The 25089-nt window shown below is 67.9% G+C and carries 37 protein-coding genes; 13 read left to right on the forward strand and 24 right to left on the reverse strand.

All coding sequences use genetic code 11. The features are described from left to right. Positions 1-29: 29 nt before the first annotated feature. Both C0461_RS01370 and C0461_RS01375 read left to right on the forward strand, forming a co-directional pair. Positions 30-563: a hypothetical protein gene (locus C0461_RS01370; RefSeq protein ID WP_292103295.1), complete on the forward strand. Its 534-nt coding sequence runs from the start codon at positions 30-32 to the stop codon at positions 561-563. Positions 564-646: 83 nt separating this feature from the next. Next, complete coding sequence (locus C0461_RS01375; RefSeq protein WP_292103297.1) at positions 647-1954, forward strand: amidohydrolase; 1308 nt, start codon at positions 647-649, stop codon at positions 1952-1954. Between the two features lie 3 nt (positions 1955-1957). Here the strand turns inward: C0461_RS01375 and C0461_RS01380 are convergent, their stop codons facing one another. Continuing rightward, entirely contained in the window at positions 1958-2200 is a 243-nt protein-coding gene (locus C0461_RS01380) for a hypothetical protein (protein ID WP_292103298.1), read from the reverse strand. A 139-nt stretch (positions 2201-2339) separates the two neighbouring features. Between C0461_RS01380 and C0461_RS01385 the strand changes: the two genes are divergently transcribed. The 7 genes from C0461_RS01385 to C0461_RS01415 all read left to right on the forward strand — a co-directional run bounded on the left by C0461_RS01385 (position 2340) and on the right by C0461_RS01415 (position 8869). Continuing rightward, positions 2340-3131, forward strand: a complete 792-nt coding sequence (locus C0461_RS01385) for a hypothetical protein (protein ID WP_292103299.1) — start codon at positions 2340-2342, stop codon at positions 3129-3131. 48 nt (positions 3132-3179) lie between these two features. Next, on the forward strand, positions 3180-5378 hold the full coding sequence (purL, locus tag C0461_RS01390) for a phosphoribosylformylglycinamidine synthase subunit PurL (RefSeq protein ID WP_292103300.1): 2199 nt from the start codon (positions 3180-3182) through the stop codon (positions 5376-5378). A gap of 4 nt (positions 5379-5382) precedes the next feature. Continuing rightward, entirely contained in the window at positions 5383-6771 is a 1389-nt protein-coding gene (locus C0461_RS01395; RefSeq protein WP_292103302.1) for a cytochrome P450, read from the forward strand. A 58-nt stretch (positions 6772-6829) separates the two neighbouring features. Next, complete coding sequence (locus C0461_RS01400) at positions 6830-7069, forward strand: BolA family transcriptional regulator (RefSeq protein WP_292103304.1); 240 nt, start codon at positions 6830-6832, stop codon at positions 7067-7069. A 3-nt stretch (positions 7070-7072) separates the two neighbouring features. Continuing rightward, entirely contained in the window at positions 7073-7981 is a 909-nt protein-coding gene (locus tag C0461_RS01405) for an aldo/keto reductase (RefSeq protein WP_292103305.1), read from the forward strand. 115 nt (positions 7982-8096) lie between these two features. After that, positions 8097-8444: a Grx4 family monothiol glutaredoxin gene (gene grxD, locus C0461_RS01410; protein ID WP_292103306.1), complete on the forward strand. Its 348-nt coding sequence runs from the start codon at positions 8097-8099 to the stop codon at positions 8442-8444. Between the two features lie 2 nt (positions 8445-8446). Beyond that, complete coding sequence (locus C0461_RS01415; protein ID WP_292103307.1) at positions 8447-8869, forward strand: thioesterase family protein; 423 nt, start codon at positions 8447-8449, stop codon at positions 8867-8869. Between the two features lie 7 nt (positions 8870-8876). Here C0461_RS01415 and C0461_RS01420 read toward each other — a convergent pair whose 3' ends face one another. The 6 genes from C0461_RS01420 to C0461_RS01445 all read right to left on the reverse strand — a co-directional run bounded on the left by C0461_RS01420 (position 8877) and on the right by C0461_RS01445 (position 14068). Next, positions 8877-9278 (reverse strand): hypothetical protein, encoded by a 402-nt coding sequence (locus C0461_RS01420; RefSeq protein WP_292103308.1) that lies wholly within the window; start codon positions 9276-9278, stop codon positions 8877-8879. 228 nt (positions 9279-9506) lie between these two features. Further along, entirely contained in the window at positions 9507-10160 is a 654-nt protein-coding gene (scpB, locus tag C0461_RS01425; protein WP_292103309.1) for an SMC-Scp complex subunit ScpB, read from the reverse strand. Beyond that, positions 10157-10981 carry a ScpA family protein gene (locus tag C0461_RS01430; protein ID WP_292103311.1) on the reverse strand — a complete coding sequence of 275 codons (825 nt, stop codon included), beginning with the start codon at positions 10979-10981 and terminating at the stop codon, positions 10157-10159. Before C0461_RS01430 ends, scpB begins: the two co-directional genes overlap by 4 nt. Then, the gene (nagZ, locus tag C0461_RS01435; protein ID WP_292103313.1) at positions 10978-12036 is read right to left on the reverse strand and encodes a beta-N-acetylhexosaminidase; all 1059 of its coding nucleotides are present in this window, start codon (positions 12034-12036) and stop codon (positions 10978-10980) included. The genes C0461_RS01430 and nagZ overlap by 4 nt, the downstream gene beginning before the upstream one ends. Continuing rightward, positions 12036-12803, reverse strand: a complete 768-nt coding sequence (locus C0461_RS01440) for an SPOR domain-containing protein (RefSeq protein WP_292103315.1) — start codon at positions 12801-12803, stop codon at positions 12036-12038. The genes nagZ and C0461_RS01440 overlap by 1 nt, the downstream gene beginning before the upstream one ends. An 83-nt stretch (positions 12804-12886) precedes the next feature. Beyond that, positions 12887-14068 carry a deoxyguanosinetriphosphate triphosphohydrolase gene (locus C0461_RS01445; protein WP_292103317.1) on the reverse strand — a complete coding sequence of 394 codons (1182 nt, stop codon included), beginning with the start codon at positions 14066-14068 and terminating at the stop codon, positions 12887-12889. Between the two features lie 82 nt (positions 14069-14150). On the opposite strand from C0461_RS01445, the gene erpA reads away from it, so the two are divergent. The 4 genes from erpA to C0461_RS01465 all read left to right on the forward strand — a co-directional run bounded on the left by erpA (position 14151) and on the right by C0461_RS01465 (position 16585). Beyond that, on the forward strand, positions 14151-14519 hold the full coding sequence (erpA, locus tag C0461_RS01450) for an iron-sulfur cluster insertion protein ErpA (RefSeq protein WP_292103362.1): 369 nt from the start codon (positions 14151-14153) through the stop codon (positions 14517-14519). A 188-nt stretch (positions 14520-14707) separates the two neighbouring features. After that, complete coding sequence (locus C0461_RS01455; protein ID WP_292103318.1) at positions 14708-14989, forward strand: metalloregulator ArsR/SmtB family transcription factor; 282 nt, start codon at positions 14708-14710, stop codon at positions 14987-14989. Further along, positions 14989-15654: an SdpI family protein gene (locus tag C0461_RS01460; protein ID WP_292103319.1), complete on the forward strand. Its 666-nt coding sequence runs from the start codon at positions 14989-14991 to the stop codon at positions 15652-15654. Before C0461_RS01455 ends, C0461_RS01460 begins: the two co-directional genes overlap by 1 nt. Positions 15655-15667: 13 nt before the next feature. Continuing rightward, positions 15668-16585 (forward strand): alpha/beta fold hydrolase, encoded by a 918-nt coding sequence (locus tag C0461_RS01465; RefSeq protein WP_292103321.1) that lies wholly within the window; start codon positions 15668-15670, stop codon positions 16583-16585. A 6-nt stretch (positions 16586-16591) separates the two neighbouring features. Here C0461_RS01465 and C0461_RS01470 read toward each other — a convergent pair whose 3' ends face one another. The 17 genes from C0461_RS01470 to rplV form a co-directional block, all read right to left on the reverse strand. Then, positions 16592-17155: an adenylate kinase gene (locus C0461_RS01470; protein ID WP_292103323.1), complete on the reverse strand. Its 564-nt coding sequence runs from the start codon at positions 17153-17155 to the stop codon at positions 16592-16594. Positions 17156-17177: 22 nt separating this feature from the next. After that, positions 17178-18539 carry a preprotein translocase subunit SecY gene (gene secY, locus C0461_RS01475; RefSeq protein ID WP_292103325.1) on the reverse strand — a complete coding sequence of 454 codons (1362 nt, stop codon included), beginning with the start codon at positions 18537-18539 and terminating at the stop codon, positions 17178-17180. Between the two features lie 132 nt (positions 18540-18671). Continuing rightward, positions 18672-19199, reverse strand: coding sequence for a 50S ribosomal protein L15 (gene rplO, locus C0461_RS01480; protein WP_292103327.1), 528 nt, complete (start codon positions 19197-19199; stop codon positions 18672-18674). 139 nt (positions 19200-19338) lie between these two features. Further along, complete coding sequence (rpmD, locus tag C0461_RS01485; RefSeq protein ID WP_292103329.1) at positions 19339-19533, reverse strand: 50S ribosomal protein L30; 195 nt, start codon at positions 19531-19533, stop codon at positions 19339-19341. A 3-nt stretch (positions 19534-19536) separates the two neighbouring features. Continuing rightward, positions 19537-20145: a 30S ribosomal protein S5 gene (gene rpsE / locus C0461_RS01490; RefSeq protein ID WP_292103331.1), complete on the reverse strand. Its 609-nt coding sequence runs from the start codon at positions 20143-20145 to the stop codon at positions 19537-19539. 11 nt (positions 20146-20156) lie between these two features. Further along, complete coding sequence (gene rplR / locus C0461_RS01495; protein ID WP_292103333.1) at positions 20157-20519, reverse strand: 50S ribosomal protein L18; 363 nt, start codon at positions 20517-20519, stop codon at positions 20157-20159. A gap of 3 nt (positions 20520-20522) precedes the next feature. Continuing rightward, positions 20523-21056, reverse strand: coding sequence for a 50S ribosomal protein L6 (gene rplF, locus C0461_RS01500; protein ID WP_292103335.1), 534 nt, complete (start codon positions 21054-21056; stop codon positions 20523-20525). A gap of 1 nt (position 21057) precedes the next feature. Continuing rightward, a complete protein-coding gene (gene rpsH, locus C0461_RS01505) occupies positions 21058-21456 on the reverse strand; it encodes a 30S ribosomal protein S8 (protein WP_021698485.1) in 399 nt (132 codons plus the stop codon). Positions 21457-21471: 15 nt separating this feature from the next. Continuing rightward, complete coding sequence (rpsN, locus tag C0461_RS01510) at positions 21472-21777, reverse strand: 30S ribosomal protein S14 (protein ID WP_292103337.1); 306 nt, start codon at positions 21775-21777, stop codon at positions 21472-21474. Positions 21778-21799: 22 nt separating this feature from the next. Further along, positions 21800-22360 carry a 50S ribosomal protein L5 gene (gene rplE / locus C0461_RS01515; RefSeq protein WP_292103338.1) on the reverse strand — a complete coding sequence of 187 codons (561 nt, stop codon included), beginning with the start codon at positions 22358-22360 and terminating at the stop codon, positions 21800-21802. After that, entirely contained in the window at positions 22360-22668 is a 309-nt protein-coding gene (rplX, locus tag C0461_RS01520; RefSeq protein ID WP_021698482.1) for a 50S ribosomal protein L24, read from the reverse strand. Before rplX ends, rplE begins: the two co-directional genes overlap by 1 nt. A 1-nt stretch (position 22669) precedes the next feature. Then, complete coding sequence (rplN, locus tag C0461_RS01525) at positions 22670-23038, reverse strand: 50S ribosomal protein L14 (RefSeq protein ID WP_021698481.1); 369 nt, start codon at positions 23036-23038, stop codon at positions 22670-22672. Positions 23039-23056: 18 nt separating this feature from the next. Further along, the gene (rpsQ, locus tag C0461_RS01530) at positions 23057-23305 is read right to left on the reverse strand and encodes a 30S ribosomal protein S17 (protein WP_021698480.1); all 249 of its coding nucleotides are present in this window, start codon (positions 23303-23305) and stop codon (positions 23057-23059) included. Between the two features lie 10 nt (positions 23306-23315). After that, positions 23316-23513 carry a 50S ribosomal protein L29 gene (gene rpmC / locus C0461_RS01535; RefSeq protein ID WP_292103339.1) on the reverse strand — a complete coding sequence of 66 codons (198 nt, stop codon included), beginning with the start codon at positions 23511-23513 and terminating at the stop codon, positions 23316-23318. Further along, positions 23510-23950 carry a 50S ribosomal protein L16 gene (gene rplP, locus C0461_RS01540; RefSeq protein ID WP_292103341.1) on the reverse strand — a complete coding sequence of 147 codons (441 nt, stop codon included), beginning with the start codon at positions 23948-23950 and terminating at the stop codon, positions 23510-23512. Before rplP ends, rpmC begins: the two co-directional genes overlap by 4 nt. A gap of 3 nt (positions 23951-23953) precedes the next feature. After that, positions 23954-24706, reverse strand: a complete 753-nt coding sequence (gene rpsC / locus C0461_RS01545) for a 30S ribosomal protein S3 (RefSeq protein WP_021698477.1) — start codon at positions 24704-24706, stop codon at positions 23954-23956. Next, on the reverse strand, positions 24706-25086 hold the full coding sequence (rplV, locus tag C0461_RS01550; protein WP_292103345.1) for a 50S ribosomal protein L22: 381 nt from the start codon (positions 25084-25086) through the stop codon (positions 24706-24708). The genes rpsC and rplV overlap by 1 nt, the downstream gene beginning before the upstream one ends. Positions 25087-25089 lie beyond the last annotated feature (3 nt).

Consider the following 25089-nt stretch of genomic DNA (forward strand, 5'->3'; position numbering starts at 1 on the left):
CCCTGCCCTTCGCATTTGGGGGATGGCGCATGGCGACGGAAAAACGGATCAACTGGCGCTTCCAGATTTGGCTGTCCGTGGCGGTGATCCTCACCTTCGCCCTTCACGAGGCGGGGCACTGGGCGGTCGGCGAACTGCTCGGCCATGAGGCCTATTACGGCCTGAACAGCGCGGGCGTCCGAGGCGAGGTCCCCGACGACCATCGTCTGCTCATCATCGTCGGCGGGCCCGCCGTCACCGCCATGCAGGCCTTCGTCGCCCTGGCTCTGGTCCTCGCTCGCGAGAGCCTCTCGGCCTACGCTGTCCTCTATGCAGCCGCCTTCATGCGCTTCATGGCGGCCGTCATCACGATCATGAATCCAAATGATGAGGCCCGCCTCAGCCTGGCCCTCGGTTGGGGGACATGGACCCTGCCGGTGGTCACGGTTCTGGCCCTTGTCGGCCTGGTCTGGGTTGGCGCGCGGCGCCTGGGGGTGTCTTGGAAGACCAACCTCGCCGCCTACGGCGTCGCCACATTGGCCACCAGCGCCGTGGTGGGCGCAGACATGCTGCTCAAGGGCTGATCAGGCGCGTCCGCATGGGTGAGCGGGAGATTGCCTCGCCCGACGGCTCGGTTACAGTCCCCTCTGAACACAGGGGCTGAACCATGAAACGACTGCTGATGCTGGCGGCCTGCACGGCCGCCCTCGCCTCGCCCGCCTTTGCGCAGGACGCGGCGCTGGAGCGGGCGGTGGCGCAGGACTATCAGGCCAACCTGGCGGCGCTGTGGGACCACTTCCACCGCAATCCGGAGCTGTCGGGGCTGGAGGTCCGGACCGCCGCGCGCATGGCGCAGGAGCTGGAGGCGCTGGGCTATGAGGTGACCACCGGCGTCGGCGGCCACGGCGTGGTGGCGGTTCTCAGGAACGGCGACGGGCCCACCGTCATGCTGCGCGCGGACATGGACGGCCTGCCCATCGCGGAAGACTCCGGCCTGGCCAACGCCTCCACCGCGCGGCAGGTGGACCACGACGGAACCGAAAAGCCCGTCATGCACGCCTGCGGCCATGATGTGCACATCACCGCCCTGGTGGGCACGGCGCGCCAGATGCAGGCGCGACGCGACAACTGGTCCGGCACCCTGATCCTGATCGCCCAGCCTGCGGAGGAGACCATCTCCGGCGCCCGCACCATGATGCAGGACGGGCTGTACGAGCGTTTCCCCAGGCCGGACTACGCCGTCGCCTTCCACGTGGCCTCGGGGCTGGAGGCCGGGCGCATCATGGTGCCCGAGGCCATCGCCTATTCCAGCTCGGACAGCGTGGACATCACGGTCCGGGGTGTGGGCGCCCACGGCGCCTCGCCGCATATGGGGGTGGACCCGGTGCTGGTGGCCAGCCAGATCGTGGTGTCGCTGCAATCGGTTGTCAGCCGCGAGATCGCGCCCCTGAATCCCGGCGTGATCACGGTGGGTTCGATCCACGGGGGCATCAAGCACAACATCATCCCCGACCGGGTGGACCTGCAGCTGACGGTCCGGTCGGATGACTTCGAGGTGCGCGAGCAGCTTCTGGACGGGATCGACCGGGTGGCGCGGGGCACGGCCCTGGCGCTGGGCGTGCCCGACGACCTGCTGCCGGTGGTCACGCGGTCGCAGACCCAGACCACGCCCCCCACCATCAACCACACGCCCACCGCCGCCATCGTGCGCTCGGCCATCGCGGCGGGGATGGGTGATGACATTCTCATCGAGCGCCCGCGCGAGGGCATGGGAGCCGAGGACTTCTCCTATTTCATCGCACCGGACACGGGCGTGCGCGGGGTCTATTTCGCGGTAGGCGGCACGGCCCAGGGCGAGCTGGAGACGGCGTCGTCCCACCACTCGCCCTTCTTCCGCATCGAGCCGGAGCCCTCTGTCACCGCCGGGGTGACGGCCATGGTGCTCGCGGCCGAGGCTCTGTTCGCCGCCGACTAGACATCAGGCGCCGGGTTCGCGCGGCGCCTGGCCCTGAACGCCGATGGAGTCGTCGATGGAATCGACCTCGTCCTGAACGTCTTCCAGATCTTCGTCGTCCGCGTTGGCGGCCTGGATCGCGTTCGGATCGTGCTGGGCCTCAAGTTCGCGCTGGCCCAGGCCCAGGCCTTGCTGGCTGGCGCGATCAGCCCTGGTCTCGTCGGTTTCGAAACGGGGATCCTCGGGGGCGGTGTTGCTGTCGGTCATGGTGCTCTCCGTCGGGCGGACAGTCCGCCTTCCACAGCAGCAACCTCGGGCCCGGGGGAATGTTCCTGTGGCTCAATCGCAACCTTTCGGGTCCCGGAAGCGTAGTTGCCGTGAAGCTTGAACCAACCGAAAGCGGGCCATGTCCTCCATCAATCGCCCCACCTCCGCCCAGCAGACGCGGCGCTTCGTCGTGCTGGCTGCGGCCCTGTTCGCGCCCATCGTGGGATACGGCCAGATTCTCCTCGGATGGGGTCAGAGCCCGGCCGAGTTCTCGGCCGACGGCGACCAGACCCTGCGTGTGGCGGGCTACGCCTTCAGCATCTGGGGTCTGATCTACGGCTGGCTGATCGCCTATGGCGTCTGGCAGGTGCTCCCACGCACTGGCGAGAGCGATCTGCTCAGCCGCATGGGCTGGCCCTCGGCGGCGGCCATGTTCGGCATTGGTCTGTGGGTCGTCGCCTCGGCGGCCGGCTGGGACGCGGCCACCGTCGTGCTGATCGCAGGCTCGGGGCTGGTGCTGATCGCGCCCATGCTGATGAGCACCCAGTTGATCCGCGCCGCGCCGCCGCGGGACTCCGACCGCTGGCTGATCGCCTGGCCGCTGGGCCTGCTGGCCGGGTGGTTGACCATCGCCACGGCCGCCAACGTTCTGACGGTCCTGACCGCGAACGACGCCCTGCCGCCCGGCCTGCCGCCCACGGGCTGGGCCCTGCTGGCCGTGACCGTCGTCGTGGCCGCCGCCCTGCTGGTGACCTGGCGCCTGCGCCTGATGGCCTATCCCCTGCCCATCGCCTGGGGCCTGATGGCCGTGTTCGTGGCCGAGCAGGAGCGCAACCCGATGCTGGGCTTCTCCGCCCTCGCCGCATCGCTGCTGGTTCTGATCGTCGCCCTGATCCTGGTGTTCCGCCTGAAGCGCGACATCGCCCGCTGACGCACAGAGAGGCTGACAGGTCTCCCCGGGAACGCTAGAAGCGCGCCCATGAGCGCGCACACCCCCACAATGGCCGAACTGGCCGCCGAGTACGGCTTGGCCGAAAACGAATATCAGGTCGTCCTGGACCGCCTCGGGCGAGAGCCCAACAACGTGGAGTTGGGCGTCTTCTCGGTCATGTGGTCCGAGCACTGCTCCTACAAGTCGTCAAAGATCCATCTGGGCAAGTTCCCCACAAAGGGGCCGCGCGTCATCTGCGGGCCGGGGGAGAACGCCGGAGTCATCGACATCGACGACGGCGACGCCTGCATCTTCAAGATGGAGAGCCACAACCACCCGTCCTTCATCGAGCCCTATCAGGGCGCGGCCACCGGCGTGGGCGGCATCATGCGCGACGTCTTCACCATGGGCGCGCGGCCCGTGGCCCTGCTGAACGCCCTGCGCTTCGGCGATCCGGAGCACGAGAAGACCCGCCGCCTCGTCACCGGCGTGGTGGCCGGCATCGGCGGCTACGGCAACTGCGTGGGCGTGCCCACCGTGGCGGGCGAGACCAATTTCCACCGGGGCTACAACGGGAACATCCTGGTCAACGCCATGTGCGTGGGCGTGGCGAAGGCCGACTCGATCTTCTATTCGGCCGCCCCGGCGGCGGGCCACTCGGTGGTCTATTTCGGGTCGAAGACCGGGCGGGACGGCATCCACGGCGCCACCATGTCCTCGGCCGAGTTCGACGACGAGTCCGACGCCAAGCGCCCCACGGTGCAGGTGGGCGACCCCTTCGCCGAAAAGCTGCTGATCGAGGCGACGCTGGAACTGATGGCCTCGGGCGCCGTGGCGGCCATTCAGGACATGGGCGCTGCGGGCCTGACGTCATCTTCCGTCGAGATGGCGGGCAAGGGCGGCGTCGGGGTCGAGCTGGACCTGGACCATGTGCCCCAGCGCGAAGAGGGCATGACCGCCTATGAGATGATGCTGTCCGAAAGCCAGGAAAGGATGCTGGCGGTGCTGAAGCCAGGCCGCGAGGACGACGGCCGCCGCATCTTCGAGAAGTGGGGCTTGGACGCCGCCGTCATCGGCAAGACCACCGACACCGGCCATCTGGTGCTGAAGCACAAGGGCGAGGTTGTGTGCGACGTGCCGCTGGCGCCCCTGTTCGACGATGCCCCCCTGTATGACCGGCCGTGGACCCAGCCCGCGCTGCATCCGCGCATCGATCCCAAGGATGTGCCCGCTCCCGCCGACTGGACCGAGGCGGTGCTCAAGGTCATCGCCTGCCCCGACATGGCCTCCAAGCGCTGGATCTGGGAGCAGTACGACCGGCACGTGATGGCCGACACCCTACAGGACTCCGCCACCGGCGCCGACGCGGGCGTGGTTCGGGTTCACGGCACGGACAAGGGGCTCGCGGTCACCAGCGACTGCACTCCCCGCTATGTCCAGAACGACCCCTATGAGGGCGGCAAGCAGGCCGTGGCCGAGGCGTGGCGCAACCTGACCGCCGTGGGCAGCCGCCCCATCGCCATCACCGACAATCTGAACTTCGGCAATCCGCAGCGGCCGGAGATCATGGGCCAGATCGTGCGGGCCATCGACGGCATGGCCGAGGCCTGCGCCGCCCTGGACTTTCCGGTCGTGAGCGGCAACGTCTCGCTCTACAACGAGACCAACGGCGTCGCCATTCCGCCCACCCCCACCGTCGGGGCGGTAGGCCTGCTGCCCAACTATGACGTGACCACCGGCTTCGCGGGCATGGTCGACGGCGATGCGCTGGTGCTGATCGGCGACACCCACGGAGAGCTGGGGGCGTCCATCTATCTGCGCGAGGTGCTGGGCCGTGAGGATGGCGCGCCGCCGCCTGTGGATCTGGCCCTTGAACGCAAGACCGGCGACTTCGTGCGCGGCCTGATCGAGGCGGGCAAGCTGACCGTGGTTCACGACCTGTCCGACGGCGGCCTGATCGGCGCGGCGGCCGACCTGGCCCTGGCGTCGGACGCCGGCGTTATGCTGGACGCCACCAGCGAGCAGCATGCCCACATCCTGCTCTTCGCCGAGGATCAGTCCCGTTATCTGGTGGCAGTTCAGGACGCCGACGCGCTGATCACCGCCGCCCGCGAGGCCGGGCTGCACGCCTCCGTGGTGGGCCGCGCCGGGGGAACCGACTTCGCCTCCAAAGGCTTGTTCAGCATTCCCCTGGCCGAGCTTCGTCGCCGTCACGAAGGCTGGCTGCCCGACTGGATACAAGGCTGACCTCATGAGCATCACGGCGGACACGGTTTACAGACCCCAGGTTCCGCCGCGGCGCTCCGGCGGCCCGCTATCCACGCCCGCCTTCCTGTGGCTGAGCTGGCGCGACCCGCTGCGCATCTGGTCCGATCGGCATTTTGAACTGCCGCAGATCCACGGGCGCGGGTTGTTCGGCGAGATGCTGGTGGTCAGCCATCCCGACGGCGTTCGCCATGTCCTGACCGAGAACGCCGCCAACTATGTGAAGGGCGACCTGCAACGGCGCGTTCTGGGGCCCCTGCTGGCCGAAGGTCTGCTGCTGGCCGAGGGCGAGGACTGGCGCCGCGCCCGGCGTATCATGGCGCCCCTGTTCACCCCCGCGCGCATCGGCGGCCTGACCCGGCGCATGGCCGAGGTCTGCAAGGCGCGGATCGCCGGGTGGAGCCTGGCGCCGCAAGGCCGCATCATGGACATGGACAGCGAGCTGTCGGGCCTGACCTTCGACATCCTGTCCGCCACCATGTTTTCCGATGATCTGGGGGGACAAGCCGCCGGCTTCGAGCGCGCCCTGAACAGCTATCTGTCCGCCGGGGCCCGCATCGATCCGCTGGACGTGATGGGCGCGCCGGACTGGGCGCCGCGGCTGGGCCGCATCGCCAGCCATCGCTCGGCGGTGTTCTTCGAGAAGCGCGTCACCGCCCTGGTGGCCGCCCGCCGCGCCCGCGTGGACGCGGGTCATCCGGCGCCGCCCGATCTGCTGACCGCCCTTCTGACCGCCCGGGACGAGGGCGGCGGGCGCGGGCTCAGCGACAGCGAGGTGGCCGCCAACATCCTGACCTTCATCCTGGCCGGGCACGAAACCACCGCCCGGGCGCTGGGCTGGACCCTGCACCTGCTGTCGCGCCAGCCCGAGGTCATGGCCAGGGTGCAGGCCGAGGCGGACGGTTTCGACATCGACCAGCCGGGCTGGGCGGACCGCCTGCCCTGGATTCGCGCCGCCTTCGAGGAGACCATGCGGCTGTTCCCGCCCGCCCCGACCATGGCGCGCAAGGCGCTGGAGGCGGACGTGATCGGCGGCCAGGCCATCGGCGCGGGAACCACGGTGGTGATCTCGCCCTGGGTGCTGCAGCGTCACCGTCGGCTGTGGGATGATCCGGACGCCTTCAAGCCGGAGCGCTTCCTGCCGGAGAACCGCAAGGCGGTCGACCGCTACGCCTACATCCCTTTCAGCGCGGGGCCGCGGGTCTGCATCGGCGCCAGCTTCGCCGTGCAAGAGGCGATGATCGCCTTGGCCGTGATCCTGCGCGAGGCCCAGGTGGAGGCGATCACGCGGGCCGAGCCCCGGCCGGTGCATCAGGTGACGCTTCGCGCCCGCCGTCCCATTGAGCTGCGCCTGCGAAAGCGTCGGGCCGCGTAAGCCGCCCCTTAAGGATTATCCGCCATCCTTAACGGCGTTATTCGGAGGCTCACTTCCCATGCCCATGCCTGTCGAGGCGCTGGAACAGCATCTGCGCGAGGCGTTTCCCGACGCCGAGATCGAGATTCACGATCTGGCCGGGGACGGCGATCATTATCGTGCGCGCATCGTCTCGTCCGCCTTCGCCGGGCAGTCGCGGGTGAAGCAGCATCAGGCCGTCTATGCGGCCCTCAAGGGCAAGATGGGCGGCGAACTACACGCGCTGGCGCTGGAGACCAGCGCCCCTGAGGGAGCCTGACCCATGCGCTATCGTCCCCTTGGCCGCTCCGGTTCGGCCGTTTCGGCCCTGACCCTGAAGATCGGCTCCGAGGCGCTCGCGGGCGGGCCCTCGCGCGCCCAGGCGCTGGTGTTCGCGGCTCTGGAGGCGGGCATCAACACCGTTCACCTGACCAGCGCCGATCCGGTGCTGGCCGAAGCGGTGGGCCAGGCCCTGTCCCAGGTGGACCGCAAGCTCATTCAGATATCCATCAGCCTCGGTCGTGCCGACGCGCGGCGGGGCGGCCGTGATTTCTCGCCCGAGGCCCTGACCGGCTCCATCGACCGCGTCCTGCACGCCTCCGGTCTCGATTCGATCGATCTGGCTCTGCTGGACGAGCCGGGCGAGGACGAGATGCCCCAGACCGCTCTGAACGCCCTCAAGGCCCAGCGCACCGCCGGACGCATCCGCATGCTGGGCATCGCCGGGGACGGCGAGGTGATGGACGCCTACATCTCCACCGGCGCGTTCGATGTCCTGGCCACCAGCTATCATGTGAACTCCCCCTGGCAGACCAGGCATCGCATCCGCGCCGCGCTGGAGCGAGACATGGCGGTGGTGGCCTATGGCTATTTCCCGGAGGAACTGGACACGGCGAAGAAGGCGGAATCCGTTCATGTCCCCAGGAAGGGTCTGTTCGGCCTGGGCGGGCGCCCCAAGCATGATCCACTGGCCGGTGCGGGCACCTTTGCCTTTCTGCATCAGACACACGGCTGGAGCGCCGAGCACATCTGCCTGGCCTTCGCCCTGACCGACCCGTCCATCGCCACGGTTCTGGTCGACGCGCCTGACAGCGAGCGCATCGAGGCTCTGGCCGCCGTGCCCGAGCGCGATCTCCCTCCCGGCCTGGCCGCCCAGATCGAGATGGCCCGGGTCCGCATGGCGGCGGCCTGACAGCCCTCAACCAGCGAGCGTCGGCGGCGTGAGCGACAGGGCAAAGGCCCACTCGCCTTGACCCGGCCCTGATCGATCCCTAGCTGACGGGTTCCTCCTGAACAGGCGAACTCCCGTGACCGACCCCATCGAGAACCCCGTCCACGCCTTCATCGCCGCCACCGTGGCCGAGCACCCTGTGGTGCTGTTCATGAAGGGCACGCCCGATGCGCCCAAATGCGGCTTTTCGGCTGTAACCGTGCAGATCCTGGACCACGTGGGCGCGGCCTTTGTGGGCGTGGACGTGTTGCAGGACGAAGCCCTGCGCGACGGCATCAAGACCTTCACCGACTGGCCCACCATTCCCCAGCTTTATGTTAAGGGCGAATTCGTCGGCGGCTCGGACATCGTGCGCGAGATGTTCCAGTCCGGCGAGCTTCAGCAGGCCCTGACGGAAAAGGGCGTGGTCCTGGGCGAGGCCTGATTGTGGCCCGGCGGGAACTGACCCCGCGCGAGGATCGTCAGGTCTTCACCCTGCCCCTGACCATCAGGGGCGAGCATATCGACGAGAACGGCCATGTGAACAACGTGGTCTATGTGGGCTGGCTGCAGGAAGCCGGCACGGCCCACTGGAACAGCCTGTTCAGCGCCGAGGACCGCGCTCGCTGGTCTTGGGTCGCCCTGCGGCACGAGGTGGACTATTTCCGCCCCCTGCCCCCCGGCGCGACGGCCATGGCCCGCACCTGGGTCGGCGATCCGCAGGGGCCGCGCTTCGCCCGTTATGTCCGCATCGAGGACGGCGAAGGCCGCCTTTGCGCCCAGGGCCTGTCCGAATGGTGCCTTGTGGACGCCAGGACCTTGCGCCCGCACCGCATCCCCCCTGAAATGGTCAGGCCGTTCGAGGCCTGACCTTTCGTCACTCTCGGGGCACGAGCAGCGGATTGGCCAGCACCAGGGCGGCGCCCTGCTCCAGGCCCAGCTCAGCATAGGTCCAGGACAGCTCCACACCCTCAGGGACCAACGCGCGGCAGTGGTCCGGTTCGGTGCGCACCAGGGTCATTTCCCCGGCCATGCCGGCGCCGTCCACGATCTCGACGCGGAAGTCGGACTTGTCCGTGCAGCCGTTGGAGGTCACGCGCACCACCGCCTGGCCGCGCTCGAAGCGGACGCCGTGCACGCCTTCCAGTTCACGCGACGCCAGCTCGACAGAGGCTGCCGGAGCCGTGCGCACCGTGGTCGTCTCGCCGCTGTCGCTGGCGTAGATGACGCAGCCGCCCAGCATCAGCGGGGCCGCCAGAAGAACAGGCAGGGCGCGCATCAACGGTTCGAATCGTCGCTGGTGGTGATCACGCGCGTGGAGGGCTTGTCCGTGGCGATGATGATGCAGCCCGAAAGCATGGGTGCGGCGATGGCGGCGATGAGCAGGATGCGAAGCATTGAAAGGACCCCGTGGATGACGTGATGCCCGATACTGCCAAGGCGCGCGGGCAAAGACACGTGAACAATCGGAAAGGGTGAAACGGAGCCATCTCCCGTCAGGAGAGGGCTAGTCCTTTTCGTCCCCTTCCACGAAGTCCTGCACGAACTCCGGCGTGTCGCCGTCCTCTATGGGATCCTCGTCCTCGCCGTCGCCGCGCGAGGGGTCCGGCACCTCGAACCCGGCGGGCAGGGACAGGTCCAGCAGGCCGGCGGCCTTCATCTCCTGCACGCCCGGCAGGTCATACAGGCTGGCCAGGCCGAAATGCTCCATGAAGCGGTCCGCCGTGGCGTAGGTGACCGGCCGCCCCGGCGTGCGCCGCCGCCCCTTCAGCTTCACGAAGCCCATCTCCAACAACAGGTCCAGGGTGCCCTTGGAGATGCTGACTCCGCGCACGCTTTCGATCTCGGCGCGGGTGACGGGCTGGTGGTAGGCGATGATGGCCAGGGTCTCCAGCGCGGCCCTGGACAGCCGGCGCGGCTCCTCGCGCTCCTCGGTCATCAGGAACGAAAGGTCAGGCGCCGTGCGGAAGCGCCAGCGGCCCGCCACGCATTCCAGCTCCACCCCCCGGCCTGCATAGCGCTCGATCAGGGCGGTGAGCGTCCCGCCTACATCGGCCCCTTCGGGCAGGCGGCGCGCGATCTCCTCCACCGACAACGGCGCGGCGGCGGCGAACAGCAGGGCCTCGATGCGGCGCTCCAGATCGTCGGGTTCCACGGTCACGGCGTCAGCTCCAGCGGCTGGCCGATATCGCGGCGGCGCAGGTAGAGGTCATCGAAGGCCCGGGTCTGGCGCACGTCCATGGCGCCTTCCTTGACCAGCTCCAGGCTGGCCGACAGGGTCGAGGCCACATAGGAGGCCTGGGTTGGCCCCTCCCCGCCCCGCTCGCGCGTGGGGGCCACCTTCTCAAGCGGGGTCCAGTCGGCCAGTTTGGGCATCATCTCGCGCAGCCAGTCGCGCGCTTCCTCAAGCGCAAAGGCCTCCACCCGCTGGGTGGGGGTATAGCGGCGCTGATCCTCACGTCGGCGCTGGACCACATAGGCCACCATCAGATCATAGAGGCTGACATCCACCCGGTCGGACGGCACGATGACGGTGGCTTCCGGATCGCCGCGGGTGAACACGTCGCGCTTCAGCTGCGGTCGGGCCGTGATGGCCTCCACCGCCGTGCGCATGGCCTCCAGCTTCTTGAGACGGAAGGCGAGGGCCGCAGCCATCAGCTCGGCAGGCGGCTCGTCCTTCGCCTTCTGCTCGTTGCGGGGCAGCAGCAGGCGCGATTTCAGATAGGCCAGCCAAGACGCCATCACCAGATAGTCGGCCGCCAGCGAGAAGTTGCGGCTGCGCGCCTCGTGCACGAAAGCCAGGTACTGTTCGGCCAGCTTCGTGATCGACAGCTTCAGCAGATCGACCTTCTGGGTGCGGGCCAGGGCCAGCAGCACATGAAGCGGCCCTTCATAGCCGTCGATGTCCACCACGAAGGTCTGGTCGTCGGGCGCCGCGTCCACGGCGTCGAAACCCAGATCGATCTGGAATTCCTCACTCATGCCTCACCCGCCGCCGGTCCGGCCGCCGCCGTCATCCGGCCCGCCAGCCGCGCCTCGAACCGGGCGCGGGCGGGGGCCTCGTCCAGCGGCTCGGGCGTGGCCGGAACACGGGCCAGCGCCGCCCCGGCCCGCTTCGCCGCCGCGCCCCGCAGGCGCCCGACGCCCTCGGCCACCGCGCGCATCTCGTTCAGATTGCCGTTGCAGTGCAGGACCACGTCGCATCCGGCCTTCAGCGAGGCCTCGGCCCGTTCCCGCAGCGAGCCGCTGAGGGCGTTCATGGACAGGTCGTCGGTGATGATCAGCCCGCCGAAGCCCAGGCCCCCCCTAGCCGCGTCCTCGCGCATCAGCCGGACCGCCTTGCGCGAGGTGGTGGCCGGGCGCTTCCTGTCGATGGCCTCGAACACCACGTGGGCGGTCATCGCCATGGGCATGTCTGACAGGGCCCGGAACGGCGCGAAATCCCAGGCGTCCAGGGTCTTCAGGGGATCAGCCACCACCGGCAGGGCGTGGTGGCTGTCCGCCGTGGCGCGGCCGTGGCCGGGCATGTGCTTGATCACCGGCAGGACCCCGCCCGCCAGCAGGCCCTCGGCCGCCGCCCGTCCCAGCTGGGCCACAGTGGCGGGATCGTGGGCGTAGGCCCGGTCGCCGATGATGTCGTGGGCCCCAGGCGTCGGCGTGTCCAGCACCGGCAGACAATCCACCGTGATCCCCAGCGCCAGCAGGTCATGGGCGATCAGCCGGGCGCCCAGACGCGCCAGCTCGCGCGCCTCCAGCGGATCGTTGGTCGCCTTCAGATAGGCCGCGCCGGGCGGATAGGCGGGCCAGTGCGGCGGGCGCAGGCGCTGGACCCGCCCGCCCTCCTGATCGATCAGGATCGGTGCATCGGCCCGGCCCACCGTCTCGCGCAGGGCGGCAGTGAGGGCGCGGACCTGATCGGGCGTCTCCACATTGCGGCGGAACAGGATGAAGCCCCAGGGCCGGACGTCGCGGAAGAAGCGTCGCTCCTCCTCGCCCAGCACCGGGCCTTCGCACCCGTAGATCGCCGCCGAGATCACTAGCGGACCAGACAGTCGCGCCCGGCGTTCCTGAGCGCGGCGCAGAACGCCGTCGCCTGCTCGCGCGAGAAGCCGTTGAAGGTGGTGCGGTAAAGGGTCGAGCCCGACGAACTGGTGACCTGCTCCACGCCCTTGGTGCGGCCCCGCGCATATTCGGGAAAGGCGGCGGCCACGGCAGCGTACTCGCGGTCGGCCACCTCACGGGAAGAGAAGGCGCCGATCTGCACTGCGGAGCCTCCCGCCGTCGGCGTCGGCGTCGGGGCGGCCGCAGCGCGATCCGGAACCGTCTCCGTGCGCGGCGGCGCGGCGTCCGCGGCGGCGGCGGGGCGGGTGGTCTCGGGCACCCGGGCCGGCGGCAGGGGGGCGGCTTCCGCTTGCGGCTCGGGCCGGGGCTGCACCGCTTCCGGCGGCGGGGCGAACTGCGGCGTTTCGGCCTGGGGCGCCGGGTCATAGGCGGTGATGTCGCCTTCAGGATCCACCGGCTGGGCGTCCACGGGCGCGGGACCGGTCAGCTCGCCGACAGACTCGCCCACAACCGGCGGCGCATCTCCCGGCGATCGCACGCCGCCCAGGCCGTAGATCAACCCGATGGCCGCGAGCAGCACCAGCAGCACCACCACGCTGATGATCAGCATCATGGGAACGGGCTTTTTCGGATCACCCCCGCGCGCGTCGAAACCGCCCCGGCGGAACGGCAGATCGTCATCGTCCGGGGGCGTGTAGGCGCCGCGGTCGGGGTCGTTTCGGTTGTTGTCGTCGTAGGACATGGCGCGCTTCCAGGTCAGGCCGCCCGCGAATCGCGGGGTGGAACCCTTATCTTACGCCCCGCCCGGCCTTCGGTTTAGTCGAATCACAGATCGAGCTGCAGGTCGAGGCTGAACAGCTTCCTGTGCTCCTCGATGGCGTAGCGGTCGGTCATGCCCGCGATGTAGTCGCACACCGCCCGCGCGCGCCGGTCCGGGTCCTCACTTTTCGCCTTGCCGCTCCATTCCGGGGGCAGGACGTCGGGCTCGCGCATGAACAGGGCGAACATCTCGGACAGGATGCGCTTGGCCTGGCTGCGCGTGCGGTTGACCCGGTAGTGGCGGTACATCCGCTCATAGAGGAACGCCCGCAGCCGCCCCAGATCCTCCATCATGGGCCCGGAAAACTGCACCAGGGTGCGGCTGGCCGCGCGCACGTCCTCCGCCGTCCTGATCCCGTCCTCGGCGATGCGGCGCTCGGTCTCGGCCAGCACATCGTCGATCATGGCCCCGATCATGCGCCGCACGGCCTCCAGCCGGATCATGCGGTTGTCCAGATCAGGCCAGTCCTTGCGCGTGCCGTGCAGGATCGGCCCGATCAGCGGCACATCGTTCAGGTCGTCCAGGCGGAACAGCCCGGCCTGCACCCCGTCATCCACATCGTGGTTGTTGTAGGCGATGTCATCGGCGATGGCGGCCGCCTGGGCCTCCAGCGAGGCGAAGCTGTCCAGACGCAGGTCCCACTCGGCCCCGTAGTCGGCGATGGCGCGCCAGGACGGCTTGTGCAGCTGGTCCGTGACCGGCCCGTTGTGCTTGACCACGCCCTCGATGGTCTCCCAGCTCAGGTTCAGGCCGTCGAAGGCCGGATACCGCTCCTCAAGCTTCGTCACCACGCGGAAGGTCTGGACGTTGTGGTCGAAGCCGCCGTGGGCCGTCATGCACAGCTCCAGCTCGTCCTCGCCCGCGTGGCCGAACGGCGGATGGCCCAGGTCGTGGGCCAGGGCGACCGTTTCGGCCAGATCCTGATCCAGCTTCAGCGCATGGGCGATGGACCGCGCGATCTGGGCCACCTCCAGGCTGTGGGTCAGGCGCGTGCGGTAGTGGTCGCCCTCATGGGCCACGAACACCTGGGTCTTTTCCTTCAGGCGGCGGAAGGCTGTGCAGTGGATGATGCGGTCCCGGTCCCGCGCAAAGGCGTTACGCGTGCGGCTGGCGGTCTCGGGAAACAGACGGCCCCGCGACTGGTCGGGGGCCTCGGCATAGGGGGCGCGCTGGGCGGACAAGGTCACTTATGGCGTCTTTGTCTGATCGCGGGCCTTTGCGAATGCCCGCAAGCGCCTCATATAGAGGGACGTGAGCACCGTCCAACCCATGATCCCGGCCGGCCTGGCCCTCAGCATCGCCCCGCGCGCGCCCGAGGGCATCGTGCTGTCCGAAAGCGGCGCCCGCCGCCTGGCCGAACTGTCGGCCGACGAAGGCCGCCCGGTCCTGCTGCGCGTGGCCGTGGACGGCGGCGGCTGTTCCGGCTTCCAGTACCGCTTTGAACTGGTCGAGGCCGCCGAGGACGACGATCTGCGCGTGGAGCGGGACGGTCAGGCCGTGGTGATCGACCCGGTCTCCATCCCCTTCCTCAAGGGCTCCGAGATCGCCTTCGTGGACGAGCTGGCCGGCGCCCAGTTCATGGTGCGCAATCCCAACGCCGCCTCGTCCTGCGGCTGCGGCGTCAGCTTTTCGATCTGATCCCGCTTGCCTTCCGGCGTCATACTCGGGCCTGACCCGAGGATCCAGAGACACCGACGGATCAAGGCGAGCCCGAAAACTCCGTGACTCTGGATTCCCCGGTCAAGCCGGGGAATGACGATGGTCGGACATCCGCTCGGACAAACGCGGACTTGCATTTAGGATTATTCCTAATTAGCCTCTCTCCTATGAACAGCGTGTTCAAGGCCCTGTCCCACCCGGTCCGGCGGCGCATTATCGCCATGCTGAGAGGCGGGCCCATGGCGTCCGGCGACATCGCCGCGGCCTTCGACATGGCCTGGCCGACGGTCACCGGGCACCTGACCGCGCTGAAGGACGCCGGGCTGGTCAGCGCCGAGCGGGATGGATCGTCCATCCGCTATCGGCTCGACATCTCGGCGGTGGAGGAGGCGCTGGCGTTCCTGATGGATCTGACCGGCTCGCGTGACGACATGAACAAGGAGGGGTGATGAACCAGAGATTGAACCTGATCGACCTGGCCACTGCGGCGGCCAGCCTGGCCATTCTGGCCTACGCAGGCTGGATGCTGCTGTCCGGGCCGCAGGGCGCCATTCCCATGCACTACGGCGCCGATGGAGCGCCGGACCGCTTCGGCGACCGGATGGAGGCCGGGCTGGTGATCGGCTCAATGGGCCTGATGCTGGCCGGCATCGGCTGGGGCTTCGCCCATTACGCTCGCCGCACGGATGACCCGGCCCGTCGCCGGGGGCTTCTGGCCGGACAACTGGTCACCCTGCTGACCGTCGGCGCCACAGCCGCCTTCATGGTCATGATGATGACGGGCGGCGCCCTGCCCTCGCCCGCCCTGCAGATGGGCGGCATGAGCCTGCTGTTCCTGGCCGTGGGCGCCTTTCTGGGCCGGGTGGGGCCCAACATCGCCGTGGGCGTCCGAACGCCCTGGACCTTCAAGAGCCGGCTGGCGTGGGAGAAGTCCAATCGCCTGGCCGGCCGCCTGTTCAGCCTGCTGGGCCTGGCGGGCATCGTCGCCGCGCCGTTCGCCCCCCAGCCGGCCGGCATGATGGTCCTGGTCGGCGGCGTATCCATCGCGGCCCTGTGGTCCGTCCTTGAAAGCTGGCGCGTCTGGCGCGCCGATCCTGACCGCCAGCCCTTCTGAACCGGAGACCCTCATGCTCAGCGCCCTCGCCCTCGCCGCCCTGATCCAGTCCGCGCCGGTCTCGGAGGATATCTTCATCCTGTCGGAGCCCGCGCCTCTGCACGGCACGCTGCTGACCCCTGCAGAGACACAGGCCGCCGCCGTGCTGATCCCCGGCTCCGGGCCGACGGATCGCAACGGCGACCAGTTGCCCGCCATCCGGGCCGCGACCTTGCGTCTGCTTGCAGAGGGTCTGGCCGGGCAAGGCGTCGCCACCGTGCGCATCGACAAGCGCGGCGTGGGCGCCAGCGCCGCCGCGGCCCTGTCCGAAGACGCGCTGCGGTTCGACCACATGGTCGAGGACGCGCGCGCCTGGGCCGCGGACCTGGCGATGCGGACCGGCCGGGACTGCGTCTGGCTGATGGGCCACAGCGAGGGCGGGCTGGTGGCCCAGGTCGCGGCGGCGGACAATCCGCAGGTCTGCGGCGTCGTCCTGCTGGCGTCTGCCGGACGCCCGGCGGCGGACATCCTTCGCGAACAGTTGGCCGCCCTGCCCCAGCCCCTGAACGATCAGGCCCTGCACGGGCTTTCCGAACTGGAGGCCGGGCGCACCGTGGAGACCGTCCCCGGACTGGAGGCGCTGTTCCGCCCCTCGGTCCAGCCCTATCTGATTTCGTGGTTCCGGCATGACCCGCGCGAACTGGCGGCGGCCTATGATCGGCCCATGCTGGTGGTTCACGCCGAGCGCGACATTCAGGTGAACGAAGTGGACGCCGACGCCTTGGAGACCGCCCAGCCGAACGCCCGGCGTCTCGATCTTGAGGGCGTCAACCACGTGCTGAAGGCCGCGCCCGAGGATCGCGCGGGCAACATCAGCGTCTATGCCGATCCCGACGCCCCGCTGGCCGAGGGCCTGGCGGACGCGGTGGCGGCGTTCATTCTGGAGAACTGACGCCGATCAGGCGTCCAGGACGGCGTCCAGGGCGGTGGCGACTTCGTCGATTCCGCCCATGCCGTCGATCTCCACCAGCTTGCCCTTGCTTTGGTAGTAAGGCAGCAGCGGCGCGGTCTGGCGATTGTAGACCCCCAGACGCTCCTTGAAGGTCTCTGGGTTGTCGTCCGGGCGGCCCTGTTCGGCGAAGCGCCTGGCGATGCGGTCGATCAACGCCGCGTCATCGACCTTGAGACGGATCACCTTGTCGATGCCGCTGCCCCGTTCGGCCAGCATGGCGTCCAGCGCCTCGGCCTGGGCCACGGTGCGGGGAAAGCCGTCGAAGATGGCGCCGCCGGCGGCCTCGGCCTCAGGCAGGCGCTCCTTGATCAGGGCGATGACGATCTCGTCCGTCACCAGATCGCCGCGCGCCAGCACGTCCTTGACCGTCTGGCCCAGCTCCGAGCCCGAGGCGATGGCCGCGCGCAACATGTCGCCGGTGGACAGCTGAACCATGCCGCGCTGCTCGACGAGCCGCTTGGCCTGGGTTCCCTTGCCCGCCGCGGGCGGTCCAAACAGGATGATGTTCAAGTCGCAGCCCTCCCCGGCCGGTTTATTTGCGGCCGGGCGCCAGGGCCCCGCGGCCACGCAGCTTGGCCTTCTTGATGAGGCCTTCGTACTGGTGGGCCAGCAGATGTGACTGAATCTGGGCCACCGTGTCCATGGACACCACCACCACGATCAGCAGCGAGGTGCCGCCGAAATAGCCGAGGCTGGCGAAGCGGGTGATCATGAACTCCGGCAGCAGACAGACCGCCGTGATGTAGGCCGCGCCGATGGTCGTCAGGCGGGTCAGCACATAGTCCAGATACTCCGCCGTGCGCTTGCCCGGACGGATGCCCGGCAGGAAGCCGCCGTACTTGCGCAGGTTCTCGGCCGTGTCCTCCGGATTGAAGGTGATGGAGGTGTAGAAGAAGCAGAAGAAGATGATCAGCGCGCCATAGAACACCATGAACACGGGCTGGCCGTGCTGCATCTGTCCCACGATCCACTGCATCCACGGACCCATGTTGGCCTGCGGGGCCATGGCGGCCACCGTGGTCGGCAGCATCAGCAGGGACGAGGCGAAGATGGCCGGGATGACGCCGGCGGTGTTGACCTTCAGCGGCAGGAAGGAGCTTTCGCCGCCGACCATGCGGTTGCCCTGCTGTCGCTTGGGATACTGGATCAGCAGGCGACGCTGGGCCCGCTCCATGAACACGATGAAGACCACCACGGCGATGGACAGGACGGTGATGAACAGCAGGGCGAAGGCCGAGATCTGACCCTCCTGGGCCAGGCCCAGCAGACGGCCGATGGCGCTGGGCAGAACCGCCACGATGCCGGCGAAGATGATCAGGCTGATGCCGTTGCCGACGCCACGCGCCGTCACCTGCTCACCAAGCCACATCAGGAACATGGTGCCGCCGGTCAGGGTCACGACCGTGGTCAGCACGAAGAAGGCGCCCGGCTGATCGACCATGCCCTGCGAGTTCTGCAGGCCCACGGCGATGCCGAAGGACTGGGCGATGGCCAGCACGACCGTCAGGTAGCGCGTGTACTGGTTGAGCTGCTTGCGGCCGGCTTCGCCGCCTTCCTTCTTCAGCTTCTCCCACGGCGGATAGACCGCCTGCATCAGCTGCACGATGATGGACGCCGAAATGTAGGGCATCACGTTCAGGGCGAAGATCGCCATACGCTCGACCGCGCCGCCCGAGAACATGTTGAACATGTCCAGGATGCCGCGCTGCTGGTCCGGGTTTCCGAAGAAGTCCAGGAACGCCTGCGAATTGATGCCCGGGATCGGGATGTAGGTGCCGATGCGGTACACGATCAGCGCCATCAGGGTGAACAGGAGGCGCTTGTGCAGCTCCTTCGCGCGGGCGAAAGAGCCGAAATTCATGTTCGCGGCGAGTTGTTCGGCGGCCGAAGCCATATTGTGTGTCCCCCGAGGACGCTGACGGTTCGACGTCAGATAGGTGAAAAGCGGCCCTCATGCGAGGGCCGCCTTTGTCTAATCGTCATCGCGGACCTGGCGCGCGGCGCCGGGCCGCGATGACGACGGGTCTCAAGCCTTGGGCTTGCCGCGGGCGGCGTTGCGCTTGTCGACGCGCGCCTTGGCGGCTTCCTCGGCGGCGATGCGCTGTTCGACGACCGAGCCGCCGGCCGCCTCGATGGCCTTCTTCGCGCCGGCCGAAGCCGACCAGACAACCAGGTTCAGCTTGGCCTTCAGTTCACCGGTTCCCAGAACGCGCACGCCGTCCCGGGTGCGGCGCAGGACGCCGGAGGCGACCAGGGCCTCGCCGTTGATCTCGGCCTTGGCGTCCAGCTTGCCGGCGTCCACGGCGTCCTGCAGACGCCACAGGTTCACTTCGGCCAGCTTCAGCGCGTTCGGATTGTTGAAGCCGCGCTTGGGCATGCGCATGTACAGCGGCATCTGGCCGCCTTCGAAGCCGCCGATGGCGACGCCCGAACGGGACTTCTGGCCCTTGACGCCGCGTCCAGCGGTCTTGCCCTTGCCCGAACCCGGGCCGCGGCCGACGCGCATGCGCTTCTTGTGGGCGCCTTCATTGTCGCGGATTTCGTTCAGTTTCATGTGCCTGATCCTTTCGGGTTCTCGCGCCTGGCGAAGCCAGACTCGGCGTTGAAAAATTGAACGGCCGCTTCTAGGCGGCCCGTCATCAGAGTGCAACAAGCGAAACGCCCTCCCCCGAACCGGGAGAGGGCGAAACGGCTTACTTCTCGACCACTTCCACCATGTGGGCGACCTTGGCGATCATGCCGCGCACCGAAGGGGTGTCCTCCAGCGTGGACTCGCGGCCCATGCGGTTCAGGCCCAGGCCCGCCAGGGTGGCGCGCTGGTCGTTCTTGCGGCGGATCGGGCTGCCGATCTGACGCACGGTGACGGTCTTCTTGTCCTTGGCGGCCATCTATCAGCCCTCCACGGCTTCAGGCGACGAGGCGCCGTCGTTGCGGCGACCCAGCAGATCCGAGACCTTCTTGCCGCGCTTGGACGCGACCTGACGGGGGGACGACTGGACCTTCAGCGCCTCGAAGGTGGCGCGGATCATGTTGTAGGGGTTGGACGAGCCGGTGGACTTGCCCACCACGTCCTGCACGCCCAAGGTCTCGAGAACGGCGCGCATCGGGCCGCCCGCGATGATGCCGGTGCCGGGAGGCGCCGCGCGGACCATGATCTTGCCGGCGCCCCAGCGGCCGTTGCCGTCGTGGTGCAGGGTGCGGTTCTCGCGCAGCGGCACGCGGATCATCGTCTTCTTGGCTTCTTCCGTCGCCTTGCGGATGGCTTCCGGCACTTCACGCGCCTTGCCATGACCGAAGCCGACCCGGCCCTTGCCGTCGCCCACCACCATCAGGGCGGCGAACGAGAAACGACGGCCGCCTTTGACGGTCGCGGCCACACGGTTGATGTGGACCAGCTTTTCAACGATGTCGCTGTCCGGGCCGTCGGCCTGGGGAGCGTTGCGGTTGTCACGACGATTGCGATCGTTGCCGCCGCCGCCGCGTTGGGGTTGGTGCGCCATGCTGCGGTTCCTTAGAAGTTCAGGCCGGCTTCGCGCGCGGCTTCCGCCAGCGCCTTAACCCGACCGTGATAGATGTAGCCGCCGCGGTCGAAGACCACGTCCTTGACGCCCTTTTCGATGGCGCGTTCGGCGATCAGCTTGCCGATGCGCGTCGCGGCGTCGACATCCGAGCCCTTGTTCTTCTTGCCCTTCTCGCCTTCCAGCGAGGAGGCCGAAGCCACCGTGACGCCCTTGGCGTCGTCGATGATCTGGGCCGAGATGTTCTTGTCCGAACGGTGGACCGACAGGCGCAGACGACCATTGGCCACCGCCTTGAGGCGACGACGGGTGCGCTCGCTGCGGCGCTTTGCGGTTTGGATAGAAGAGAGAGCCATGACTTACTTCTTCTTGCCTTCCTTACGCCGGACCTTTTCGCCGGCGTAACGGATGCCCTTGCCCTTGTAGGGTTCGGGCGGACGGAGCTTGCGGATCACCGCGGCGATCTGACCCACCGACTGCTTGTCGGAGCCCGAGATCTTGATCTCGGTCTGCTTGGGCACGGCGAAGGTGATGCCGGCGGGCGGGGCGATGTCCACGTCGTGGCTCAGGCCCAGCTGCAGGGACAGCGACTGACCCTTCATGGCGGCGCGGTAGCCCACGCCGACCAGTTCCAGGGTCTCCTCGAAGCCGTCGGTCACGCCGATCACCATGTTGGCGACCAGGGTGCGCGACAGGCCCCACATGGAGCGGGCCCGCTGGGTGTCGGAACGCGGGGTCAGCGAGAGCTCGTCGCCCTCGTGCTTGACCTCGATGTCGTCGACCACGGTCCACGTCGCTTCGCCCTTGGGCCCCTTCACCGAAACGGTCTGGCCGTCCAGGGTCAGGGTCACGCCCTTGGGCACGGAGATGGTTTGCTTGCCGATCCGGGACATATCAATACACCTTGCAGAGGACTTCGCCGCCCACGTTGGCCTCGCGGGCCGCCGTGTCGGACATGACGCCCTTGGAGGTGGACAGGATCGAGATGCCCAGGCCGTTCTTGACCGGCTTCAGGTCGCCGATGGCCGAATAGACGCGGCGGCCAGGCTTGGACACGCGGCTGATTTCCGCGATGACCGGCTGGTCATCGAAGTACTTCAGCTCGATCTCGAACTGCGGGAACTCACCGGGGTTCTGAACCAGCGAATAGCCGCGGATGTAGCCCTCGTCCTGCAGCACGTCGAGGACGCGCTGGCGCAGGCGGGAAGCCGGGGTGAGCACCTTGGAACGCTTGCGCATGGCGGCGTTCCGGATGCGGGCGATCATGTCGCTCAGGGGATCGTTGATCATCATGTCTGTTCGCTCCCCTTACCAGCTGGACTTGGTCATGCCGGGGATCTGTCCCAGCGATGCGAGTTCGCGCAATGCGATACGGCTCATCTTGAGCTTGCGGTAGTAGGCGCGCGGACGGCCCGTGACCTCGCAGCGGTTGCGGATGCGAACGGCGGCCGAGTTGCGCGGCAGCTTGGCGAGCTTGAGGCGAGCCTCGAAGCGCTCTTCCAGCGGCTTGCTCTCGTCGTTGGCGATCGCCTTGAGCGCGGCGCGCTTCTCGGCGTATTGCGCGACGAGCTTCTTGACGCGTTCGTTGCGGTTGACGGCGGATTTCTTAGCCATATCGGTTCTTTTCCCTTCCCGCTCAGTTCGTCACGAACGGGAACTTGAACTCGGTGAGGAGAGCCTTGGCTTCCTCATCGGTCTTGGCCGTGGTGCAGACGACAATGTCCATGCCCCACATCTGGTCGATCTGGTCGTAGTTGATTTCCGGGAACACGATGTGCTCGCGCAGACCCGTGGCGTAGTTGCCGCGACCGTCGAACGAGGTGCCCTTCAGGCCCCGGAAGTCCTTCACGCGCGGCAGGGCCACGGTGATGAAGCGGTCCAGAAACTCGTACATGCGGTCGCCGCGCAGCGTGACCTTGCCGCCAATGATCATGCCTTCACGCAGCTTGAACCCGGCGATGGAGTTGCGGGCCTTGGTCGGCACCGCCTTCTGGCCGGCGATCATGGTCAGATCCTTGAGGGCCGTGTTGGCCTTCTTGGTGTCCGCCACCGCTTCGCCGATGCCCATGTTCAGGACGATCTTGTCCAGACGGGGGGTCTGCATGGCGTTGGTGTAGCCGAACTTCTCGGTCATCAGGGCGCGGATGCGGTCCTGATAATCGGCCTTCAGCCGGGGGGTGTACTTTTCGGTGGCCATCAGATGACGTCTCCGGTCGTCTTGGCGAAGCGGACCTTCTGGTCCTTCTCCACCTTGAAGCCCACGCGGGTCGCCTTGCCGTTGGCGTCGGCGATCGCGACGTTCGACAGGTGAAGCGAGGCTTCCTTGTGCTTGATGCCGCCGTTCGGGTCAGCCTGGGTCGGGCGCGTGTGGCGCTGGACCATGTTGACGCCCTGGACGACGACGCGGTTCTCGGACGGCAGCACCTTGACCACCTGGCCCGTGCGGCCCTTGTCCTTGCCGGTCAGGACGATCACGTTGTCGCCCTTCTTGATCTTGGCGGCCATGTTACAGGACCTCCGGAGCCAGCGAGATGATCTTCATGTGGTTCTTGGCGCGCAGTTCGCGAGGAACCGGGCCGAAGATCCGCGTGCCGACCGGCTCGTTCTGCTTGTTTACGATGACAGCAGCGGACTTGTCGAAGCGGATCACCGATCCGTCCTTGCGCTGGATGTCCTTGGCGGTGCGCACGACGATGGCGCGCACGACGTCGCCCTTCTTCACGCGGCCGCGCGGAATGGCTTCCTTGACGGAAGCGACGATCGTGTCGCCCACCGAGGCGTAGCGGCGCTTGGAGCCGCCCAACACCTTGATGCACATGACCCGGCGAGCGCCCGAATTATCGGCCACCTCCAGGTTAGTTTGCATCTGGATCATGGGATCCGATCCTTCTTCTTAACTGGCCGAGGCCTGGGTGTCGGAGACGACTTCCCAGCGCTTCAGCTTGGACTTCGGGGCGCACTCGGCGATGCGGACGATTTCGCCTTCCTTGGCGACGTTCGCTTCGTCGTGAGCGTGGTACTTCTTGGACAGGCGCACCGTCTTCTTCAGAAGCGGGTGCAGAATGGTGCGGTTGACGCGGACCACCACGGTCTTGTCGCCCTTGTCGGACACGACCACGCCTTCGAGAATACGCTTGGGCATCTTCGTTTCCTTACGAGGCCGCCTGCTTCTCGCGCAGAAGCGACGAGACGCGGGCGATGTCCTTGCGGACTTCATTGACGCGGTGCGTCTTCTCAAGCTGGCCGGTGGCCGCCTGGAAGCGCAGGTTGAACTGTTCCTTCTTGAGCTTGATCAGCTCGTCGGACAGCTGGTCCGGGGTCTGGCCCCGCAGGTCGGCGATCTTGGTCATGCCGCTTGCTCCGAATGGGCGACGCCGGCGTCAAGGCGGGTGACCACCTTGGTGCGGATCGGCAGCTTGGCGGCGCCCAGGCGCAGCGCCTCGCGGGCGATGTCGTCCGGCACGCCGTCGATTTCAAACATCACGCGGCCCGGGGCCACGCGGGCGGCCCAGTGATCCACCGCGCCCTTGCCCTTGCCCATGCGGACCTCGGCGGGCTTGCCGGAGACCGGCACGTCCGGGAAGATGCGGATCCACACACGGCCCTGGCGCTTCATCTGGCGGGTGATCGCGCGGCGGGCCGCCTCGATCTGACGCGCGGTGATGCGCTCGGGCTCCATGGCCTTCAGGCCGTAGGAGCCGAAGTTCAGCGCGAAGCCGCCCTTCGAGGCGCCGTGGATACGGCCCTTGAACGCCTTGCGGAATTTGGTCTTTTTGGGTTGCAGCATGACTTAGCTCTCACGTCCCCGGTCACGGCGCGGACCGCGGTCACCGCGGGGGCCACGCTCGCGGCCTTCATTCGACGACGGGCCGGAAGCTTCCTGGGCCCAGCGCTTGTCCTGCGCCATCGGGTCGTGCTCCAGCACCTCGCCCTTGAAGACCCACACCTTCACACCGATGATGCCGTAGGTCGTCTTGGCCTGGATGAAGCCGTAGTCGATGTCGGCGCGCAGGGTGTGCAGCGGCACACGGCCTTCGCGATACCATTCCATCCGCGCGATTTCCGCGCCGCCCAGACGGCCCGACACGTTGATCCGGACGCCCTTGGCGCCCAGACGCATGGCGGACTGCATCGCGCGCTTCATGGCGCGACGGAACGCGATCCGGCGCTCCAGCTGCTGGGCGATGTTCTCGGCGATCAGCTGGGCGTCGGTCTCGGGCTTGCGGACCTCGACGATGTTCAGGTGAACCTCGCCCTCGGTCATCGCCGCGATGTCCTTGCGCAGCTTCTCGATGTCGGCGCCCTTCTTGCCGATCACGACACCCGGACGGGCGGCGTAGATCGTCACGCGGCACTTCTTGTGCGGACGCTCGATGATGATGCGCGAGACCCCGGCGCCCGACAGGCGACCCTTCAGGTATTCACGCAGCTTCAGGTCCTGGTGCAGCAGGCGCGCATAGTCGCGGTCGCCGGCGAACCAGCGGCTGTCCCAGGTGCGGTTGATGCCCAGTCGGAAGCCGACCGGATTGATTTTCTGTCCCATCAGGCGGCCTCGCCGGCTTCACGGACCACGATGGTGATCTCGCTGAACGGTTTCAGGATGCGCGACGAGCGACCGCGAGCGCGGCTCGCGAAACGCTTCATCACCATGTTCTTGCCCACGAAAGCCTCGGCGACGATCAGATTGTCGATGTCGAGGTTGTGGTTGTTCTCGGCGTTGGAGACGGCCGAGTACAGCGCCTTGCGCACGTCGGTCGAGATGCGCTTGCGGCTGAATTCCAGCTCGTTCAGCGCCTTCTGGACCGGCAGGCCGCGGATCGACTGCGCGACGAGGTTCAGCTTCTGAGGGCTGATGCGCACGTTGACCAGCTTGGCGCGGGCTTCGGCGGCGCCGACACGGCGCGGATTGGAGGACTTGCCCATGGC

The organism is Brevundimonas sp. (assembly GCF_013823285.1).
Taxonomy (GTDB): Bacteria; Pseudomonadota; Alphaproteobacteria; order Caulobacterales; family Caulobacteraceae; genus Brevundimonas.

Coding starts and splice junctions, on each gene's coding strand:
- C0461_RS01370 (WP_292103295.1), top strand. CDS start 30: ATGGCGACGGAAAAACGGATCAACTGGCGCTTCCAGATTTGGCTGTCC.
- C0461_RS01375 (WP_292103297.1), top strand. CDS start 647: ATGAAACGACTGCTGATGCTGGCGGCCTGCACGGCCGCCCTCGCCTCG.
- C0461_RS01380 (WP_292103298.1), bottom strand. CDS start 2,200: ATGACCGACAGCAACACCGCCCCCGAGGATCCCCGTTTCGAAACCGAC.
- C0461_RS01385 (WP_292103299.1), top strand. CDS start 2,340: ATGTCCTCCATCAATCGCCCCACCTCCGCCCAGCAGACGCGGCGCTTC.
- purL (WP_292103300.1), top strand. CDS start 3,180: ATGAGCGCGCACACCCCCACAATGGCCGAACTGGCCGCCGAGTACGGC.
- C0461_RS01395 (WP_292103302.1), top strand. CDS start 5,383: ATGAGCATCACGGCGGACACGGTTTACAGACCCCAGGTTCCGCCGCGG.
- C0461_RS01400 (WP_292103304.1), top strand. CDS start 6,830: ATGCCCATGCCTGTCGAGGCGCTGGAACAGCATCTGCGCGAGGCGTTT.
- C0461_RS01405 (WP_292103305.1), top strand. CDS start 7,073: ATGCGCTATCGTCCCCTTGGCCGCTCCGGTTCGGCCGTTTCGGCCCTG.
- C0461_RS01420 (WP_292103308.1), bottom strand. CDS start 9,278: ATGCGCGCCCTGCCTGTTCTTCTGGCGGCCCCGCTGATGCTGGGCGGC.
- C0461_RS01430 (WP_292103311.1), bottom strand. CDS start 10,981: ATGAGTGAGGAATTCCAGATCGATCTGGGTTTCGACGCCGTGGACGCG.
- C0461_RS01440 (WP_292103315.1), bottom strand. CDS start 12,803: ATGTCCTACGACGACAACAACCGAAACGACCCCGACCGCGGCGCCTAC.
- erpA (WP_292103362.1), top strand. CDS start 14,151: ATGATCCCGGCCGGCCTGGCCCTCAGCATCGCCCCGCGCGCGCCCGAG.
- C0461_RS01455 (WP_292103318.1), top strand. CDS start 14,708: ATGAACAGCGTGTTCAAGGCCCTGTCCCACCCGGTCCGGCGGCGCATT.
- C0461_RS01460 (WP_292103319.1), top strand. CDS start 14,989: ATGAACCAGAGATTGAACCTGATCGACCTGGCCACTGCGGCGGCCAGC.
- C0461_RS01465 (WP_292103321.1), top strand. CDS start 15,668: ATGCTCAGCGCCCTCGCCCTCGCCGCCCTGATCCAGTCCGCGCCGGTC.
- secY (WP_292103325.1), bottom strand. CDS start 18,539: ATGGCTTCGGCCGCCGAACAACTCGCCGCGAACATGAATTTCGGCTCT.
- rplO (WP_292103327.1), bottom strand. CDS start 19,199: ATGAAACTGAACGAAATCCGCGACAATGAAGGCGCCCACAAGAAGCGC.
- rpmD (WP_292103329.1), bottom strand. CDS start 19,533: ATGGCCGCCAAGGACAAGAAGACCGTCACCGTGCGTCAGATCGGCAGC.
- rpsE (WP_292103331.1), bottom strand. CDS start 20,145: ATGGCGCACCAACCCCAACGCGGCGGCGGCGGCAACGATCGCAATCGT.
- rplR (WP_292103333.1), bottom strand. CDS start 20,519: ATGGCTCTCTCTTCTATCCAAACCGCAAAGCGCCGCAGCGAGCGCACC.
- rplF (WP_292103335.1), bottom strand. CDS start 21,056: ATGTCCCGGATCGGCAAGCAAACCATCTCCGTGCCCAAGGGCGTGACC.
- rpsH (WP_021698485.1), bottom strand. CDS start 21,456: ATGATGATCAACGATCCCCTGAGCGACATGATCGCCCGCATCCGGAAC.
- rpsN (WP_292103337.1), bottom strand. CDS start 21,777: ATGGCTAAGAAATCCGCCGTCAACCGCAACGAACGCGTCAAGAAGCTC.
- rplE (WP_292103338.1), bottom strand. CDS start 22,360: ATGGCCACCGAAAAGTACACCCCCCGGCTGAAGGCCGATTATCAGGAC.
- rplX (WP_021698482.1), bottom strand. CDS start 22,668: ATGGCCGCCAAGATCAAGAAGGGCGACAACGTGATCGTCCTGACCGGC.
- rplN (WP_021698481.1), bottom strand. CDS start 23,038: ATGATCCAGATGCAAACTAACCTGGAGGTGGCCGATAATTCGGGCGCT.
- rpsQ (WP_021698480.1), bottom strand. CDS start 23,305: ATGCCCAAGCGTATTCTCGAAGGCGTGGTCGTGTCCGACAAGGGCGAC.
- rpmC (WP_292103339.1), bottom strand. CDS start 23,513: ATGACCAAGATCGCCGACCTGCGGGGCCAGACCCCGGACCAGCTGTCC.
- rplP (WP_292103341.1), bottom strand. CDS start 23,950: ATGCTGCAACCCAAAAAGACCAAATTCCGCAAGGCGTTCAAGGGCCGT.
- rpsC (WP_021698477.1), bottom strand. CDS start 24,706: ATGGGACAGAAAATCAATCCGGTCGGCTTCCGACTGGGCATCAACCGC.
- rplV (WP_292103345.1), bottom strand. CDS start 25,086: ATGGGCAAGTCCTCCAATCCGCGCCGTGTCGGCGCCGCCGAAGCCCGC.